This is a genomic window from Pseudomonas sp. Mn2068 (genome assembly GCF_049319725.1).
Lineage (GTDB): Bacteria > Pseudomonadota > Gammaproteobacteria > Pseudomonadales > Pseudomonadaceae > Aquipseudomonas > Aquipseudomonas gingeri.
In genome coordinates this window covers 503,447-520,028 of record NZ_JBMOUG010000002.1, presented here as the reverse complement: position 1 = coordinate 520,028, position 16,582 = coordinate 503,447, and the positions used below count along the sequence as shown (strand labels likewise).

Here is a 16,582-nt window from a genome sequence, read left to right as displayed (position 1 = left end):
GGGTCGACAGGACGCCCCTGCGCACCACGCTTTGTTATTGGCAGCCGGGCAGTTTCCAGTCCGCCGGACGGTCGACGCTCAGGCGCAGGTCCTTGCCCTGGGGCATGAACCAGACATCCTGGGTCAGGCCGTAGCGGGCGCCGATCTTGCGCATCTCGCAGGTTTTCCAGAGCGTCTGGATCTGTTCGTTGACCGCCGCCAGCAGCTGCGGATTGTCCTTGTTGAAACCGAACACCACCTGGCCCAGTCCGGTCAGCAGCGGGAAATCCGGATCGTTGTCGGTAAAGGCGTTGAAGTGCAGGTGCCATTGGGCATTGCGCGAAATGGCGTATTGCATGACCGGCGGATCACCGATCACCGCGTCGATACGCCCGGCCAGCAGGTCGCGCACGGCGGCGTCCGAGGTGTCGTAGAGCGTCACTTGCAGCCCGGGGATCCTGCGCATTTCAGGAATGAAGGAGAACCCGGTGATGGTCCCGACCTTCTTGCCCTGCAAGTCCTTGAGGGTCTTCCAGTCGGTCTTCCCGGTCTGGGTGATACCGTTCTTGAAATAGTGGATCGGATCGCTCAGGGCCATGATCTTCGAGCGCTGTTCGGTCCAGCCCATGGTCCCGGCCATTACATCCACGCGGCGAGCCTGCACTGAAGCAATGGTCCCCGACCATTCCATCAACGCCGGCTTGACCTTGAGCCCCAGTCTCTCAGAAATTTGTTGAAGGATTTCACCGTCATAGCCGACCATCTTGCTATCTTGATAACCGGTTCCCGGCATGTCGCCGCTGAACGCGATGGTCAGGCTGCCCGGCTCCACGGTATCCAGCGCGAACACCGGGGCCGAAGCCAGCAGGGACAGCATCAATCCGGCGCAAAGGCCGGTAAAGCGTTGAATGCCAGACTTGTTCATCGTATGCACCTCGTTGGTTTTCTTATTGAACGACAGGACGTTGGGCAGGCCTCCATCCTAGGGCCGAGGGCGGTTCAACCAGTTGGATGCTTTGCACGAATGATTGAATATTTGCGACATCCAGATGAAACCGCGGACCAGGCTGACGAACAGAGCCTGGTGGCGCGACTCGACCAGCAATCGGCCCCCTCGTCGCACAAGCGTCGCGGGACCGCCGAACTGTCGGTGGGCATCGTGCTCTGGCCGCGTTTTCCGCTGCTGTCGTTGTCCGGGCTGACCGATGCGCTGCGTCATGCCGCCGACACCGGCGACCAGAGCCGACCGATCCGTTGCGAATGGAAGGTGCTGGGCACGCCGGGGCAGCGGGTCGTGTCCAGCGGCGGGCTGGACGTGCCCATCGACAGCGAAATGGGCGACCCGCAACGTTTCGACTACATCGTGGTCATCGGTGGCCTGCTGGACTCCCTGGCCGATGTGCCCAGGAGCTACCCGGCGTTCCTGCACCAGGCCGCGGCGGCGGGCGTGCCGCTGATCGGCCTGTGTACCGGCAGCTTCGTGCTGGCCCGCCACGGACTGATGGAAGGTCGCACCGCCTGCGTACATGCCTACCATGCCAATGACTGGAAGCGCCTGTTCCCGACGCTGCGGTTTATCACCCACAACGACTTCCTCATCGACAAGGACCGCATCACCTGTGCCGGCGGCGTCTCGGTGATCGAACTGGCGGTGCATCTGATCGGCATGCACTGCGGCCCGGACCGCGCCGGCAAGGTGGTGCACCAGATGACCGTGGCCAAGAGCGGCAGCGGCAGCTTCCTCGACCGGCGCAAGGCCCTCGGCTACGCCAGTTCATCCAACCGGCGTCTGCACGAAGCGGTGATGCTGATGGAAAAGCACATGGCCGAACCCCTGGAGATCGAGGCGATCGCCCACTGGGTCGGCACCAGCAAACGCCAGCTGGAAAGGTTGTTCATGGCCGAAACCGATACCAGCCCGGCGCAGTTCTACCGCCAGGTACGGCTACGCTATGGACGCTGGCTGCTGGTCAGCTCGGATCGCCAGATCGGCGAAATCGCCTTCGAATGCGGCTTCGCCGACGCACCGCATTTCATCCGGCATTTCCAGAGCCTGTTCGGCCTGTCGCCCGGCAAGTTGCGCAAGGAGCTGTTGAAACACGCCGGGGAATAAGCGTCGGCAAGGCGTATTCACTCAACACCTTTGCATGTTCAGGGTAATCTATTCGCTTTCAGGTTCAGGATGTCAGGGAGCCCTATGCTGCGTATCGGTTTTATCGTCTTTCCCGGTTTCGGCGTGATGAGCTTCTCCGCGCTCTCGGTGTTCGAAACGGCCAACAGCCTGCTCGGCAAGCCTCACTATGACGTACGCCTGCTATCGGAGGGCGGTGGTGCCGTGCGCAGCTCCGTGGGGATCGTTGTGCAGACCGAGCCTTTCACGGCTGACGAATACGATACGGTGATCATCGGCGGCGGCAACGAACGCCCCTTCACGTCCGCGCTGCTCGCCTACCTGCGCCAGGCGGCGCAAAGCTGCCGGCGCCTGGCGGCCACCTGTTCGGGAACCTTTTTTCTTGCCGAGGCCGGGTTGCTCGACGGCCGCCAGGCCACCACCCACTGGTTCTTCGCCCCGCAATTCCGCGCCCGTTACCCCAGGGTCAGGCTGGACGAGGAGCGCCTGTTCGTCGTCGACGGCTCATTGTGGACCTCGGCCGGGATGACCGCGGGTATCGACCAGGCACTGACCATGGTCGAGAAAGACCTCGGTGCCGACCTGGCGCGGGCCGTGTCGAAGACCTTTATCCTGCAAAGCCGCCGGGCCGGTGGTCAGCCACAGTCATCGGCGCTGCTGGAAGAACAACGTTCCGATCGCATCCAGGTTGCCCTGGCCTACGCGCAAAATCACCTGCACACCGAGTTGAGCCTGGAGCGGCTGGCCCAGGCCGCCCACCTGAGCAGCCGCCAGTTCAGCCGGGCCTTTCGCGAGCAGACCGGCACCTCCCCGGCCAAGGCCATCGAAAAACTGCGTATCGACGCGGCACTGGTGCTGATCCAGGAAGGCCGCCACCCGATAGAAGCCATCGCCCGCCAGACCGGATTTGGCGACAGCGAGCGAATGCGCCGCGCCTTTGTCCGTGCGTTCGGCGAACCGCCACGGGCCATGCGCCGCAATGCCCGCCAGGGGGACAAGCCCCGACAAGGCGAAACCATGGCCTGAAACGAGGGTTAAACGACACGTTTCACGGTCTTCGGGCGATTACGCTGAGTCACCCTACAAGCCATCGCAGAACGCCTGCCAGGAGACACCATGCAACTGCTTTCCATCACCCGTATCGCGACCTGCTCGCTATTACTGGGTGCGCTGCTCACCCTTTCGAGCCAGAGTGCCTTCGCCGCCTCGAACGAGGACGAAGTGCGCGGTTTCTTCACCGATTTCGTCAAGGCGCAGAACGCCCACGACCTCAAGCAGATCCGCGCGATGCTCTGGGATTCGCCACAGATGCTCTGGTATGCCCGGGGCGGTGCGAACTGGGGCCCGGATGCGGTGGTCGAGCGCCTGAAGGACTACTATCAGGGCGTCTGGCAACTGGACCCGGACATGAGCCGGTTGCGCATCACCCAGCTCAATGACAGCGTGGCGCAGATCCTAGTGCCCGTGACCTTCACCCGCAGCCATGCCGGGGAAGCACCGCAGAAAAACACCTTCCTGATCAGCCAGACCCTGCTGCGCGGTGCCGACGGCTGGCGGGTCGCGACGATCATGCCGGTGGCCGATACCAACTTCAAATAAACCCCGCCACGGACCTGAGCGGCCGGAATGACCTCCGGCCCTGTCGAGATGGCTTGCGCTATGAATGAAAAGGTTTCTCATTTATATTTGCGCCTGCACTGCCTCGTTCCAGGTCCATCATGCCGTTCGACCCTGCCAAGCCATCCCTGCTCAGCACCCTGGTGCGTCACTACGACGAACTGGTCGATCACGTGCGCCGACGCTTTGGCGATCGCGGCTTTGCCCGCGAAGTGGTGCACGATGTCTGCGTGCAACTGCTGGAGAAACGCCAGTCGGAGGACGTGCGCACGCCCCTGGCGCTGCTGCGCAAGATCTCCCACGACCAGGCCATCGACCGCTACCGCAGCGAACGGCGGCGCCAGGCCTGGATCGTCGAGTTGCCCGAGCCGTTCGAGGCCGCCAGCGAGGCGCCGTCGCCACCTCGCCAGTATGAAGCCGAGCGCGAGCTGGAGTACCTGGCCCAGGCCATCGAGGCGTTGCCGCCGCGCTGCCGGATGGTCTTCGTGATGCACAAGATCCACCAGTTACCGCAGGCGGAAGTCGCGACACGCCTGGGGATTTCCCTGAAAACCGTGGAAAAGCACTTGAAGCTCGGCCTGGCCGCCTGCCGCGCCAGGCTCGACCTATCGGAACCCGTCTCATGACCACCCTGCCCCCGCCGTCCCGCGAAGAAGAAGCCCTGGCGCGACATCGCGAAGAATTGCGCAAACGCTTTCCCCTGCCCGAGCCCAGGCCGCGCAAACCACGCAAGGCCGTGGCGGGCGCCCTGTTGGCGATGCTGCTGGCCGCCGGGCTGGGCTGGCTGGACCCGGCCTATCACCGCGAGTCCCATGCCAGCGCCGTCGGCGAGCGACGCGTACTGGCGCTGGCCGATGGCAGCCGCATGACCCTGGACAGCAACAGCCGGGTCACCGTCGAATGGCACCTGCGCTCGCGACGGGTGGAACTGCAGGCCGGCCAGGCGCTGTTCGATGTCTCGAAAACCGTTTTCAGGCCCTTCGAAGTGGAAGCGGGCACGACCCGGGTGCGGGTGCTGGGCACGCTGTTCAGTGTCGATCGCCTTGACCAGGGCGCGCGCGTGACCCTGGTACGTGGCAAGGTCGACGTCGATACCGCGGACGGTCGTCATGTGCAACTGGCCCCCGGTCAACAGGTCGAGACAGGTCCGGGGCGACACCTGCAACCGCTCGGCGTGGACGCCGAGGCGGCGATCGCCTGGAAGGACAACCGCCTGATCTTCGACCGCACGCCATTGGCCGACGCCCTGGCACGGATCCAGCGCTATCGCACGGCGCCGATTCGCCTCGACGATCCGAGCCTGGCCGGCCTGCCTATCACGGGGGTGTTCGACAGCAGCAAGGTCGAGGACCTGCTCGCCCTGCTGCCGGGCATCCTGCCCTTGAGTCTGCACAGCGAGAGCGACGGGACCTTGCACGTGCGCCGCAAGAGCGGAAAAAAATAATCGAGCCGACAGGTAGGGTTTTTCCGGGCGAGAAACGGCAGGTAGTCAAAGCCCCCTGTTTTCCAAGGAACATCGCCCATGAAGCCACGCCTGCTCAGCGCTCGCCTGCCCCTGTCACTGTCCTTGCCCCTGCTGACCGGCAGCCTGCTGTTCGCCCTCTCGGCCCAGGCCGAGGACAAGGTCCTGCTCGACCTGCCGAGCTCGCGCCTGGACCAGGCGCTCAATGCCCTGGCACGCCAGTCGTCGGTGCAGATCCTGTTTGCCAGCGACATCGCACAGGAGCGGACCACACCCGCCCTCAAGGGCAGTTTCACCCCGCAGGAAGCGCTGGCGCGACTGCTCGACAACAGCGGCCTGCAAACCCGGGTCAAGGACGAGAGGACCTTCGTCATCGTCCCGGCCGCTGCTGCACCGGCCCCGGCGGCCAAACCGGCCGAGGTGTCCTATATCGCACCCATGGTGATCAAGGGTGACGTGCTGGGCAGCGCCAGCGATCCGCAGGTACTGACCTACGCCGGCAGCCGCACGGTGGTTGGCGCGGACAACCTGGACAAGGCCAGCGTGCGCGGGGTCGACGATGCCCTGCAACGGGTGCCCGGGGTCAAGATCTTCGACGAGACCGGCACCGGCGCCCTGCCGCAGATCGCCGTGCGCGGCCTGTACGAAAGCCGCAGCGGGAGGATCCAGGCGCTGTCCGACGGTATTCCGCTGGCCCTCGCGCCCTACGGGCAGACCGGCTTGTCGCTGTTCCCGGTGACCATGGCCACCGTCGATCGCATCGATATCGTGCGCGGTGGTGCCGCCGTGCAGTACGGGCCGAACAACGTCGGCGGAGTCATCAACTTCATCAGCAAGCCGATTCCCCGCGAATGGGAAAACACCCTGCAGGAGCGCACCACCTTCAACGCCGGCGGGCGCCAGTTGTGGGACACCTACTTCGGCACCGGCGGCTACCTGACCGACAACTTCGGCCTGCAACTGGACCTCAATACGATCTCGGGCGAAGCCGGACGAGAGCACTCGGACACCGATATCCAGAACTACCGCCTGCGCGGCCAGTGGAATATCGACGACGACCGCGAGCTGAGCTTCGGCGTGCAGCACTACGAGGCCGACATGGACCTGGCGGGCGCCCTGAGCGTCAAGGACTACCGCGACGACCCACGTCAGTCGACCCGGCCACTGGATCATTTCGACGGCAACACCGACCGGGTCTGGGGTACCTACACCCAGCGCCTGGGCGCCATCGGCCCGTTCGATTCGGTGGAGTTCAGCTGGACCAACTTCGCCCATGACAGCTATCGCAATTTTATCGTCGGCCTGCCCTTCACCCCGGACGGCACCGCCACCAGCCGCCAGGACGGCCCGCGGGATTTCAAGGTCTGGGGCAGCGAACCGCGCCTGAGCCTGAGCATCGACGGCGACAGCCTCAGCCAGACCTGGCTGGTGGGCGCCCGCTACGTCGCCGAGGACATCGACTACAAGGTCGATCGCCAGAGCGTGGCGACCGGCAAGACCACGCCGTTCCGCGACTGGCAGTTCAACGACGAGGCCAGGGCGTTCTACCTGAGCAACGCCATAGGCCTGTTCAACAATCGCCTGACCATCACCCCCGGCGTGCGTTATGAAAATGCGCAGATGGACTACAAGGACGGCATTACCGGCTTCCGGCACGACAACAAGTCGGAAGAATGGCTGCCCGGCCTGACGGTCGGCTACCAGGCCACGGACGACTGGTACGTGTATGCCAACGCGCAGAAATCCCTGCGCCCGCCGCAGGTCACGCAGATCGTCAAGGAGGGTGATGTCGGCGCCGAACTGGCCTGGAACTACGAGACCGGCGTGCGCTACACCCCGTGGAAAGGCCTGCGTGTCGACCTCGGCGTGTACCGCATCGACTTCGACGACCAGATCGTCTACGACGCCACCACCGACCGCTTCGTCAACCTCGGCAGCACCCGTCACCAGGGCATCGAGAGCGAGATCTTCTGGACCCCGGGCGCCCTGCCCGACCTAGACCTGCACGCCAGCTACGCCTACCTCGACGCCAAGCAGCGCAATGGCACCTTCAAGGGCAATGAGGTGCCGTTCTCCTCGCGCAACCAGTTCAGCGTCGACGGGCGTTACCACTTCGCCGAACGCTGGACCTACAGCCTCGACGGCCTGTATGTCAGCAGCGCCTACACCGACGCCGCCAACTCCGGGGCCGAGGACGCCAGCGCCTCCGTGGGCCGGCTACCGGCCTACTGGATCTGGAACACCGCCATCGAGCGCCAGTTCCCGCTGCAGGACAAGACCGTGCTGACGGCCTCGGCGGGCATCAGCAACCTGTTCAACCGCGAGTATTACTTCCGCGGGATCGACACCAGCCCGTGGGGTCGGCAGCCGGCACCGGAGCGCTCGCTGACCCTGGGGCTCAACTATCGATTCTGAAGCAGCGCTTTGGCGACCTACAACCACCAGCGCAGCAGGAAAAAGAACGCCATGCTCAGCAGCATGCTGAGCAGGGTGTTGCGGGTGTAGAGCACCAGCCCGATGGCGACCAGGGAACTGATCAGGTACGGGTTGTCGAGGTGCAGGTTCAGTTGCCGGTCGGGCATGAACACAATCGGTCCGCAGATCGCCGTGAGCATGCCCGGCACGGCAAAGCCGAGAAACTGCCGGGCGTTGCTGCTCAGGCGCAACGGCAGGCGGGGTTCGAGAAACACGTAGCGGTTGAGAAACACCAGCAGTCCCATCCCGATGATTACCGCCCAGACCATCATTCGCCCCCCCGATACAGCTTGTTGCAGACAAATCCCGCCGCCATCCCCGCCAGTCCCGACAGTACCAGCGCCGAACCCCACTGCCAGTAACTGAACAGCACCGAGCAGAACAACGATACGGCCACGCAGACCACGGTCGGCACACTGCGCACTACCGGGGTGATCAGGGCGATAAAGGTCGCGGCAATCGAGAAGTCCAGCCCCAGGTGCTCAAGTCCGGGAATACTGCGGCCCAGTACGATCCCCGCCAGGGTGAACAAGTTCCAGGCGATATAGAACGTCAACCCCACCCCCAGCGCATACCAGCGGTCGAACTGTTGCTTGTCGTGCTGGCTGGTCAGGGCGAACAGTTCGTCGGTGAGCAGGAAGCCCAGGCCGACGCGCCAGCGACCGGGCAGCGGGGCAATCACCGAACGCATGCTCATGCCGTACAACAGGTGCTGCGAGGTCAGCAGCGCGGTGGTCAGCAGGATCGAGAAGATCCCCGCGCCGCCCTTGAGCATGCCGATGGCCACCAGTTGCGCGGCGCCGGCAAACACGATGCTCGACAGGCCCTGGCCTTGCAGGGGGGTCAGGTTGGCCTCGATGGCCATGGAGCCGGCCAGCAGCCCCCAGGGTGCCGTCGCCAGGGACAGCGGCATGATGGCCACGGCACCGCGCAGGAAGGCGGTGCGGGGCAGAAGGTGATCGGACATAGAACTCGCGCTTCAGGAAAAGACGCGTGACTTTGGCAGGGCGTCCGCGGCTTGTCTTGAACAATCTTGCAACTTGACCGACGCCCGCCCCCCCCCTCAACGAATTGGCGGCAAGCGGACCTTGCCGGCCCGGCACTGGCTCTTCACGCCCTTGCCACAGGACGCGAACCCCAGGTCCCGGCTCAGGCAGACCTTCACCTCGGACAGTTGCGGACCGCTGCAACTCACTGCCACGCCATCGCTCGGCATGCCCGGGTTGCTCTGCCGGAACAACACGGCGATTTCCTCGGCGGAATACTCCCGCACCGCCGTCGAGGGTTGCAACGCTTCGGGAATCCGTACCTTGCCCAACGCCCGGTCGGTGGTATCCAGATAGGCGGTGGCGCCCAGGCCGCTGCAGGTACCGTGCTTCTTCCACTCATGTTCCATCAGCCTGGCGGTCGGAAACAGCGTCAGGCCCTGCTGGCGCTGCTCGGTCGACAGCGGCGTCAATGGCGCGCAGGACTGCGGCCAACCACCCCGCGCGTACTGTGGCCAGAGGCCGTGAAGAACAAACCCATAGCCCTTGCCCGTGCATTGCTCGTTGCCGGTATGGGTCAGGCAGAACGTTGGCGACCAGGACAACGCCAGCAGGTAGTAATCGAACTCGCCGGCCTCGCCTCGCTGCTTGTCACGCCCCTGACCCGCCTGTACCCCGCCCACTGACACCATGAAAAGCACCAGTACCCACGAAAACCACCTCATTCCCTTCTCCCGCGTCTTGTTGGATGCATAAATCAATATCCGTGGCGTCAAATAAATTATGAAGATTCGTTACAAAACAGTAACATTTGCTACACCTTTCACCTCCCTGACTTCTTATGATCGAGGGCTGTGTTTCCATCCATCCGGGCCCACCGACTCAGGTGCCATGCCGACCTCGTCGGTTGCGCACCCTGAGGCGGTTTTCTCGGGATTTCGCCGCACGTTGCCGGCTGAGTCCTGATATGTGGAATTCTGCTTCTGAAGGAGCAAGCGCGTCATGAGTACTCGATCCACCCGCAAGAAAATCGTCTCGGTCCTCTGGACACTGGGCGTGCTCTTGATCATCTATTGTTTCCCGAAAACCGTCTTCGGTTTCCTCGCCCTGGTCGTGGTCTGCGGTATATACGATTTCCTGCGCAATGGCATCTACACCGCCGAACTGGCCAGGAAATACTTTATCGGCAGCGGCCGCAACACCTGGGTGCTGGCACCGTTCAATACCCTGTTCGACCTGGTGAGCCGACGCAACCGCGGCGTCTATCGGATGCAGGACCTGCCCGAAGACTGCCAGCGCGACCTGCAGCAGGTCATCGACAAGGCCATGAGCCACAAGGACGAGATCATCGACTACCTCGACGGACGCATGGCGCAGAACAAGCGCGGCATGTTGTTCTTCCAATGGTACGGACGCAAGATCGACACCGAACTGGACATCCGGGAACTGCAACAGAAGTTCCCTTATGTGAAAACCGTCGGCGTCTCGGTGTTCAACGCCAACCAGTCGACCTCGTTCCACTTCGGTCCGCTGCGCATGATGTTCCGGGTGCTCTACAACATGGCACCGGCCCCGCACCATGACGGCGTGTACATCCAGTGCCGCAAGGAAAAACACTTCTGGCACGACGATCCGCTGTTCATCTTCGATGACACGCTGCTGCATGCCTCGTTCAACAAGAACGATACCAAGCGCTACTGCCTGTTCATCGATATCGTGCGCCCGTCACGCACACCGTTCATCCTCAAGGGCGTGATCGCCGGTTTCGCCGGGGTGGTCTTTGCCCTGCGCCGGGTGTTCTACAAGAACTGGAAACTGATCCAGTAATACCTCCCACCTGTAACTGCCCTGGAATCGGACCCCGCGTTCAGCCAGGGCATCTCGCCCCATGCGCACTTGTCCAAAACCGACTACCTACCCATTCGGAGTATGTTCCCGGCTTCGCCCTGCCTGAATAGTGGACTCACCCGCTCTTCCCGAGCCGAATCCAGTCCGAAGGTGAGATGGCCATGCACAAGGCGTTGGTGGTAACCCTGAGTCTCCTGCTTGTCCCGGCTTTTTCCGCGTCGCACGCAGAAGAAGTGGATGCGTCGAAAACCCTGCGCCTCTACAACTGGGCCGACTACATCGGCGAAAACACCCTCGCCGACTTTGAGAAAGCCACCGGCATCAAGGTCATCTACGACACCTTCGACTCCTACGAAACCGTGCAGGCCAAGCTGCTCACTGGGCATTCCGGCTACGACCTGGTGACCCTCAACGCCTCGCTGGTGCCGCCACTGATCAAGGCCGGGGTATTCCAGCCCCTGGACAAGCAACAACTGCCCGACTGGAAAAATCTCGACCCGCAGACCTTGCAGCACCTGCAGGGCTATGACCCCGGCGTGGTCTACTCCGCGCCCTATACCTGGGGCAGCAACGGCGTGACCTACAACGTCGAGAAGATCCGCGAACGCATGCCGGACGCCCCCATCGGCTCCCTGGCCATGCTCTTCGACCCGAAGATCGTCTCGCGCTTCGCCGATTGCGGCGTGACCCTGCTCGATGCACCGACCGAAGTCATTCCCCTGGCCCTCACCTACCTCGGCCGCGATCCCCGCAGCGCCCGGCCCGACGACCTCGAGGCGGCGCAAAAGCTGCTGATGACGATCCGCCCGTACCTGAAGAAATTCGACTCGGTGAACTACCTGAGCAGCCTGCCCAACGGCGACATCTGCATGGCCATGACCTGGTCCGGCGACGCCGCCACCGCCCAGGCCCGCGCCGAAGAGGCCGGTCTGAAGATCAAGCTGGCGTACTTCATTCCCAGGGAAGGCTCGCTGATCTGGTTCGACAATATGTACATCCCCAGCGATGCCAGCCATGTCGCCAATGCGCACAAGTTCCTCGAATACCTGCTGCAACCCCAGGTCATGGCGGACGTGACCAACTTCATCCACTACGCCAACAGCAACACCGCGTCGACTCCACGGGTGAATGCCGATGTGCGCGCCAACCCGGCGATCTACCCGGACGACGCCACCCGCCAGCGCCTGTTTGCGCAGAAAACCCAGGACGCCAAGGACATGCGGGCCATCACCCGCGTCTGGAACACGGTAAAGACCGGCCTGTAGGCCCGGTATGACTCAAAGATCCACACCTTCGAAAAAGGGCACGCCCATGGCTATTCCAACACAAGCATTTCTCGCCGGATTCGACCAGCAGAGCCTGGTCGAGGCGGACAAGGCGCACTACATGCACGGCTATCACATGTTCGACGAGCACCGTGAGCAAGGTGCCCTGAATATCGTCGCCGGTGATGGCGCCTACATCTACGACACCGAGGGCAATCGTTTTCTCGATGCCGTGGGCGGCATGTGGTGTACCAATATCGGCCTGGGCCGGGAGGAAATGGCCGAGGCGATTGCCGACCAGGTTCGCCAGCTGGCCTACTCCAATCCGTTCTGCGACATGTCCAACGCGGTAGCCATCCGCCTCTGCGAAAAGCTCGCCAGCCTGGCCCCCGGCGACCTCGACCACGTGTTCCTCACCACCGGCGGCTCCACCGCCGTGGACACCGCCTATCGCCTGGTGCAGTTCTACCAGAACAGCCGGGGCAAGCCGCAGAAGAAGCACATCATCGCCCGCTACAACGCCTACCACGGCTCCACCACCGTGGCCATGTCGATCGGCAACAAGGCCGCCGACCGGGTGCCCGAGTTCGACTACGCCCACGAACGCATCCACCATGTATCCAACCCCAATCCCTACCGCGCCCCCGATGGCATGGACGAAGAGCAGTTCCTCGAATTCCTCGTGGCGGAGTTCGAGGACAAGATCCTCAGTATCGGCGAAGACAAGGTCGCGGCGTTCTTTGCCGAACCGATCATGGGCTCCGGCGGCGTGATCATTCCGCCCAAGGGCTACCTGCGGCGCATGTGGGAAGTCTGCCAGCAGTACGACATCCTGTTTGTCGCCGACGAAGTGGTGACCTCCTTCGGCCGACTGGGCAAGTTCTTCTCCTCCTGGGACGTCTTCGGCGTGCAGCCGGACATCATCACCACCGCCAAGGGCCTGACTTCGGCGTACCTGCCACTGGGCGCCTGCATCTTCTCGGAGCGGATCTGGAACGTGATCGGCGAACCGGGCAAGGGCCGCTGCTTCACCCACGGGTTCACCTACAGCGGCCATCCGGTGTGCTGCACCGCCGCCCTGAAGAACATCGAAATCATCGAGCGGGAAAACCTGCTGCAGCATGTCGATGAGGTCGGTGGCTACCTGGAGGAGCGCCTGGGCAGCCTGCGCGACCTGCCGCTGGTGGGGGACGTGCGCTGCATGAAGCTGATGGCCTGTGTCGAGTTCGTCGCCGACAAGCAGACGCGCGAGCTGTTTCCCGACAAGCTGAACATCGGCGAGAAGATCCACTTGCGGGCCCAGGCCAGGGGCCTGCTGGTACGGCCGATCATGCACCTGAACGTGATGTCGCCACCGCTGATCATCAGCCGGGCCCAGGTCGATGAAATCGTCGAGACCCTGCGCGAGTGCATCCTCGAAGTGGCCGACGAGTTGCAGAAAAGCGGCCAATACGGCGGACGATGAGTGTCCTGCCGGCGACTTTGCGCCCGATGGGGCGGGTGGTTAGACTGCGGGGCATGAGCCCCGTACCCGACGACACCGCCACCCGCCTGTCCTTCCAGGCCCTGCATCGCTGGCATGCCGGGCTGGCGGGGGCCTTTGCCCATCTCGACGAACCCGACGGCCTGCGCCACCTGGCCCTGGCCTTCGGCGAGCTGGTGCCGGTCGAGTCGGTGATGATCAGCCTCGAGCGCAAGGATCGACCGCCGCAGTTGCTGTACCTGCAAGGTATTCCGGAAGAGTTTCGCGATGCGATCATCGAGCGCTACTTCGCCGGCGGCTATCTGCTCGACCCGTTCTGCCTGGCGGTGGAGAACGGCCTGGCCGAAGGTTTTTATCCGCTGGAGGAAATCGCCCCGGACGATTTCTTCGACAGCGAGTACTACAAGACCTACTACCTCAAGCTCGGTTGCGCCGAAGACAGCTACTACATCGTCAACCTCGACGAGCACAGCAAGATCTCCGTCAGCCTGTTCCAGGGCCTGGGCGCCGCCAGCCTGAGCAGTTCACAGCTGGACCTGCTGCGGGCGGTCGAACCGATGGTGCGCACCCTGGTGAGCCAGTTCGCTGCCCGTGGGCTGCAACGCAATCCCCTGTTGTTCGACCAGCCGGCCGACGGGCAGGCACAGGACGCCGAGGTCAATCTGCGGATCCAGGCGGCCTTCGGCCGGTTCGGTTGCGGGGTACTGACGGAGCGCGAGCGCGAAGCCGCGCAGATGGTGCTGCGCGGCCATTCGGTGAAGTCCACGGCCAGGGAAATGAATATCTCCCCGGAAACCGTGCGCATGCACCGCAAGAACCTCTACCTGAAGCTGGGCATCAGCTCCCAGTCGGAACTGTTCGCGCAGTTCATCGACTGGTTACGCCAAGGCTGAGCGTTCACGATCCTGCAGGAGTTGACTTGCCAGCTCCCACAAGGACAACGACTCAGGCCGACAGCGAGTAGATCAACGCCGAAATCGCCACCAGGCCCACCAGGGTGACGAACACGTTGGACATCTGCCCGGCGTACTGGCGCATGGCGGGTACGCGACGGATCGCATACATCGGCATGAGGAACAGGAGCGCCGCGATGATCGGCCCGCCGAGGGTTTCGATCATGCCGAGGATGCTCGGGTTCAGGGTCGCCACCAGCCAGCAGATCACCAGCATGAACGCCGCGGTCATGCGGTCCAGGGCCTTGGTCCCCGGCTTGCGGCCACTCTTCACCACCAGGCCCTTGAGACCTTCGCTGGCACCGATGTAATGCCCCAGGAACGACTTGGCGATCGCCACGAAGGCAATCAGCGGCGCGGCAAAGGCGATGGTCGGGTTGCTGAAGTGGTTGGCCAGGTACGACAGGATCGACAGGTTCTGTGCCTTGGCCTCGGCCAGTTGTGCCGGCGACAGGGTCAGCACGCAACTGAACACGAAGAACAGCACCATCACCACCATCAGGCCATGGGCCCGGGAGAGGATCTGGCCGCTACGAGCTTCGGCATGCACGCCATAACGACGCTTCTGGTCCACCGCGAAGGCGGAAATGATCGGCGAGTGGTTGAACGAGAACACCATCACCGGGATCGCCAGCCACAACGTGTGCAGCAGTGCCGAAGGCTGCGGCAGGCTGCCGGCCGTGGCGAGGATACCGCCGTTCCAGTGGGGGATCAGGAACACCGCGAGGAACAGCAAGGCAACGATGAACGGGTAGACCATCATGCTCATGGCCTTGACGATCACCTGCTCGCCGCACCGCACCACCGCCAGCAGGCCGAGGATCAGCACCAGGGACAGGATCGCCCTGGGCGGCGGCGTGATATGCAACTGATGTTCGAGGAAGCTGCCGACGGTGTTGGTCAGGGCCACGCTGTAGATCAGCAGGATCGGGAAGATCGCGAAGAAATACAGCAAGGTGATCAGCGCCCCGGCCTTGAGGCCGAAATGTTCTTCCACCACTTCGGTGATGTCCGCGCCGTCGCGCCCGGAGAGCACGAAGCGGGTCAGGCCGCGATGGGCGTAGAAAGTCATGGGGAACGCCAGCAGCGCCAGGATCAGCAGCGGCCAGAAGCCGCCCAGCCCCGCGTTGATCGGCAGGAACAGGGTCCCGGCACCGATCGCCGTGCCGAACAGGCCCAGCATCCAGGTGGTGTCGTGACGGCTCCAGCTGCTCAGTGCAGCGGGTGCCGATTCATAGCGTTCGTCGACGCTGTTGGCCTGGTCATTCATCCGGTCGAATCTCCGTTAGCCGGTCATTACCACGCGACCGGGGCGGAAAAAACGTGTCACTGGCAGCGCCCCGGCCATAAGAGGGGCGCGATTGTCCGGGATTAAGCTTAAGAAGCAAAGGGTTAGCTGAGCAACGGTCGACTGTGCCGGTGTTTCAGGGAACCTCTGTACGGTCACCTGGAGCCTGGTAGCCCTGGTGCAACAGTTCGACCAACTGTCGCAGAAAGTAGTGTTTTTCCAGAACTTCCCGGCGAAAACATACCCGATGATGACGCAAGGCCCAGGTCTCGCGCAGCTCGATGATCGCCAGGCGTCGATCATCGTCGGGAGCCAGGGTCGACAACGGCACGATGCTGATGCCGGCGCCTGACGCTACCAGTTGGGCGATCGAACGGAAACCCGAAACCTGTACGCAGACATCCAGCGAGCCGCCGGCCAGGGCAGCCTGGCTCATCAGGTAGGTATGCAGCGCGGCACCGCTTTGCAGGCTGATGAAGGGCCGGCCCAGGCATGCGGTAAAACGCACGGATGCCTCGCGGGCCAGAGCGCTGTCCGACGGTGCGATGATCACGAAGCGGTCTTCGCGGTACGGCACGAACTGCAGGTCCGGGTGATCGGAGTCCACCGCGATGATTCCGATATCCGCCCTGCCCGCCGCCACCGCCGCGACGATTTCCGAGCCCATGCGCTCCTCCAGGTTGATCCGCACCGCCGGGTAGGCAGCGAAGAACCGGGTCAGATCGTCGGGCAGGAAGGAACTGATGGCGTTGTTATTGGCAAAGAAGGTGATATGGCTGGTCAGGCCCTGCACATACGGCGTCAGGTCGGCGTGCATCTGTTCCAGTTGGGCCAGGCAGCGCCGGGTGTGTTCGAGCATCACCACGCCGGCCTGGGTCAGCTTCACACCCCGGGCCTGGCGCACCAGCAGCGCGGCGCCGATGGCGTCTTCCAGGCCCTTGAGGCGCAGGCTGACCGAAGACGGTGCCAGGTGACAGCGCGCCGCGCCGCGGGTCAGGTTGCCCTCCTCGGCTACCGCGAGGAACACCTTGAGGTCCACCAGATCGTAATGCATGAGGATCGAGCCACGTTGAAAGAGCCCGGTCATCACACCCT

At 63.4% G+C, this 16,582-nt stretch carries 16 protein-coding genes; 10 read left to right on the top strand and 6 right to left on the bottom strand.

Annotated elements, in window-relative coordinates; translation table 11 throughout:
- Positions 1 to 34 precede the first annotated feature (34 nt).
- The gene (locus ACL9RJ_RS06815; RefSeq protein WP_017125215.1) at positions 35 to 904 is read right to left on the bottom strand and encodes an ABC transporter substrate-binding protein; all 870 of its coding nucleotides are present in this window, start codon (positions 902 to 904) and stop codon (positions 35 to 37) included.
- 111 nt (positions 905 to 1,015) lie between these two features.
- Between ACL9RJ_RS06815 and ACL9RJ_RS06810 the strand changes: the two genes are divergently transcribed.
- The 6 genes from ACL9RJ_RS06810 to ACL9RJ_RS06785 all read left to right on the top strand — a co-directional run bounded on the left by ACL9RJ_RS06810 (position 1,016) and on the right by ACL9RJ_RS06785 (position 7,604).
- Complete coding sequence (locus ACL9RJ_RS06810) at positions 1,016 to 2,092, top strand: GlxA family transcriptional regulator (protein WP_244861749.1); 1,077 nt, start codon at positions 1,016 to 1,018, stop codon at positions 2,090 to 2,092.
- Between the two features lie 84 nt (positions 2,093 to 2,176).
- Positions 2,177 to 3,136 carry a GlxA family transcriptional regulator gene (locus ACL9RJ_RS06805; protein WP_177087859.1) on the top strand — a complete coding sequence of 320 codons (960 nt, stop codon included), beginning with the start codon at positions 2,177 to 2,179 and terminating at the stop codon, positions 3,134 to 3,136.
- A 90-nt stretch (positions 3,137 to 3,226) separates the two neighbouring features.
- Positions 3,227 to 3,709 carry a DUF4440 domain-containing protein gene (locus tag ACL9RJ_RS06800; RefSeq protein WP_177087857.1) on the top strand — a complete coding sequence of 161 codons (483 nt, stop codon included), beginning with the start codon at positions 3,227 to 3,229 and terminating at the stop codon, positions 3,707 to 3,709.
- A 119-nt stretch (positions 3,710 to 3,828) separates the two neighbouring features.
- Positions 3,829 to 4,353 carry an RNA polymerase sigma factor gene (locus ACL9RJ_RS06795; protein ID WP_017125211.1) on the top strand — a complete coding sequence of 175 codons (525 nt, stop codon included), beginning with the start codon at positions 3,829 to 3,831 and terminating at the stop codon, positions 4,351 to 4,353.
- The gene (locus tag ACL9RJ_RS06790; RefSeq protein WP_017125210.1) at positions 4,350 to 5,171 is read left to right on the top strand and encodes a FecR family protein; all 822 of its coding nucleotides are present in this window, start codon (positions 4,350 to 4,352) and stop codon (positions 5,169 to 5,171) included. Before ACL9RJ_RS06795 ends, ACL9RJ_RS06790 begins: the two co-directional genes overlap by 4 nt.
- Before the next feature lie 78 nt (positions 5,172 to 5,249).
- Positions 5,250 to 7,604, top strand: a complete 2,355-nt coding sequence (locus ACL9RJ_RS06785; protein ID WP_177119129.1) for a TonB-dependent siderophore receptor — start codon at positions 5,250 to 5,252, stop codon at positions 7,602 to 7,604.
- A 17-nt stretch (positions 7,605 to 7,621) separates the two neighbouring features.
- On the opposite strand, the gene ACL9RJ_RS06780 is transcribed toward ACL9RJ_RS06785, so the two are convergent.
- From ACL9RJ_RS06780 to ACL9RJ_RS06770, 3 genes are all read right to left on the bottom strand, one after another.
- On the bottom strand, positions 7,622 to 7,933 hold the full coding sequence (locus tag ACL9RJ_RS06780) for an AzlD domain-containing protein (RefSeq protein WP_177119130.1): 312 nt from the start codon (positions 7,931 to 7,933) through the stop codon (positions 7,622 to 7,624).
- Positions 7,933 to 8,631 (bottom strand): AzlC family ABC transporter permease, encoded by a 699-nt coding sequence (locus ACL9RJ_RS06775; RefSeq protein WP_177119131.1) that lies wholly within the window; start codon positions 8,629 to 8,631, stop codon positions 7,933 to 7,935. Before ACL9RJ_RS06775 ends, ACL9RJ_RS06780 begins: the two co-directional genes overlap by 1 nt.
- Before the next feature lie 96 nt (positions 8,632 to 8,727).
- Positions 8,728 to 9,375: a ribonuclease T2 family protein gene (locus tag ACL9RJ_RS06770; RefSeq protein WP_177119132.1), complete on the bottom strand. Its 648-nt coding sequence runs from the start codon at positions 9,373 to 9,375 to the stop codon at positions 8,728 to 8,730.
- Positions 9,376 to 9,652: 277 nt separating this feature from the next.
- On the opposite strand from ACL9RJ_RS06770, the gene ACL9RJ_RS06765 reads away from it, so the two are divergent.
- From ACL9RJ_RS06765 to ACL9RJ_RS06750, 4 genes are all read left to right on the top strand, one after another.
- Entirely contained in the window at positions 9,653 to 10,477 is an 825-nt protein-coding gene (locus ACL9RJ_RS06765) for an aspartyl/asparaginyl beta-hydroxylase domain-containing protein (RefSeq protein WP_017125205.1), read from the top strand.
- A 182-nt stretch (positions 10,478 to 10,659) separates the two neighbouring features.
- Positions 10,660 to 11,763, top strand: coding sequence for a polyamine ABC transporter substrate-binding protein (locus tag ACL9RJ_RS06760; protein ID WP_177087848.1), 1,104 nt, complete (start codon positions 10,660 to 10,662; stop codon positions 11,761 to 11,763).
- Between the two features lie 46 nt (positions 11,764 to 11,809).
- A complete protein-coding gene (locus ACL9RJ_RS06755; protein ID WP_177119133.1) occupies positions 11,810 to 13,228 on the top strand; it encodes an aminotransferase in 1,419 nt (472 codons plus the stop codon).
- A 53-nt stretch (positions 13,229 to 13,281) separates the two neighbouring features.
- Positions 13,282 to 14,139: a helix-turn-helix transcriptional regulator gene (locus ACL9RJ_RS06750; RefSeq protein ID WP_177119134.1), complete on the top strand. Its 858-nt coding sequence runs from the start codon at positions 13,282 to 13,284 to the stop codon at positions 14,137 to 14,139.
- A gap of 52 nt (positions 14,140 to 14,191) precedes the next feature.
- Here the strand turns inward: ACL9RJ_RS06750 and ACL9RJ_RS06745 are convergent, their stop codons facing one another.
- Both ACL9RJ_RS06745 and ACL9RJ_RS06740 read right to left on the bottom strand, forming a co-directional pair.
- On the bottom strand, positions 14,192 to 15,469 hold the full coding sequence (locus ACL9RJ_RS06745) for a serine/threonine transporter (protein ID WP_017125202.1): 1,278 nt from the start codon (positions 15,467 to 15,469) through the stop codon (positions 14,192 to 14,194).
- A gap of 154 nt (positions 15,470 to 15,623) precedes the next feature.
- The gene (locus tag ACL9RJ_RS06740) at positions 15,624 to 16,574 is read right to left on the bottom strand and encodes a LysR family transcriptional regulator (protein ID WP_017125201.1); all 951 of its coding nucleotides are present in this window, start codon (positions 16,572 to 16,574) and stop codon (positions 15,624 to 15,626) included.
- Positions 16,575 to 16,582: the final 8 nt, after the last annotated feature.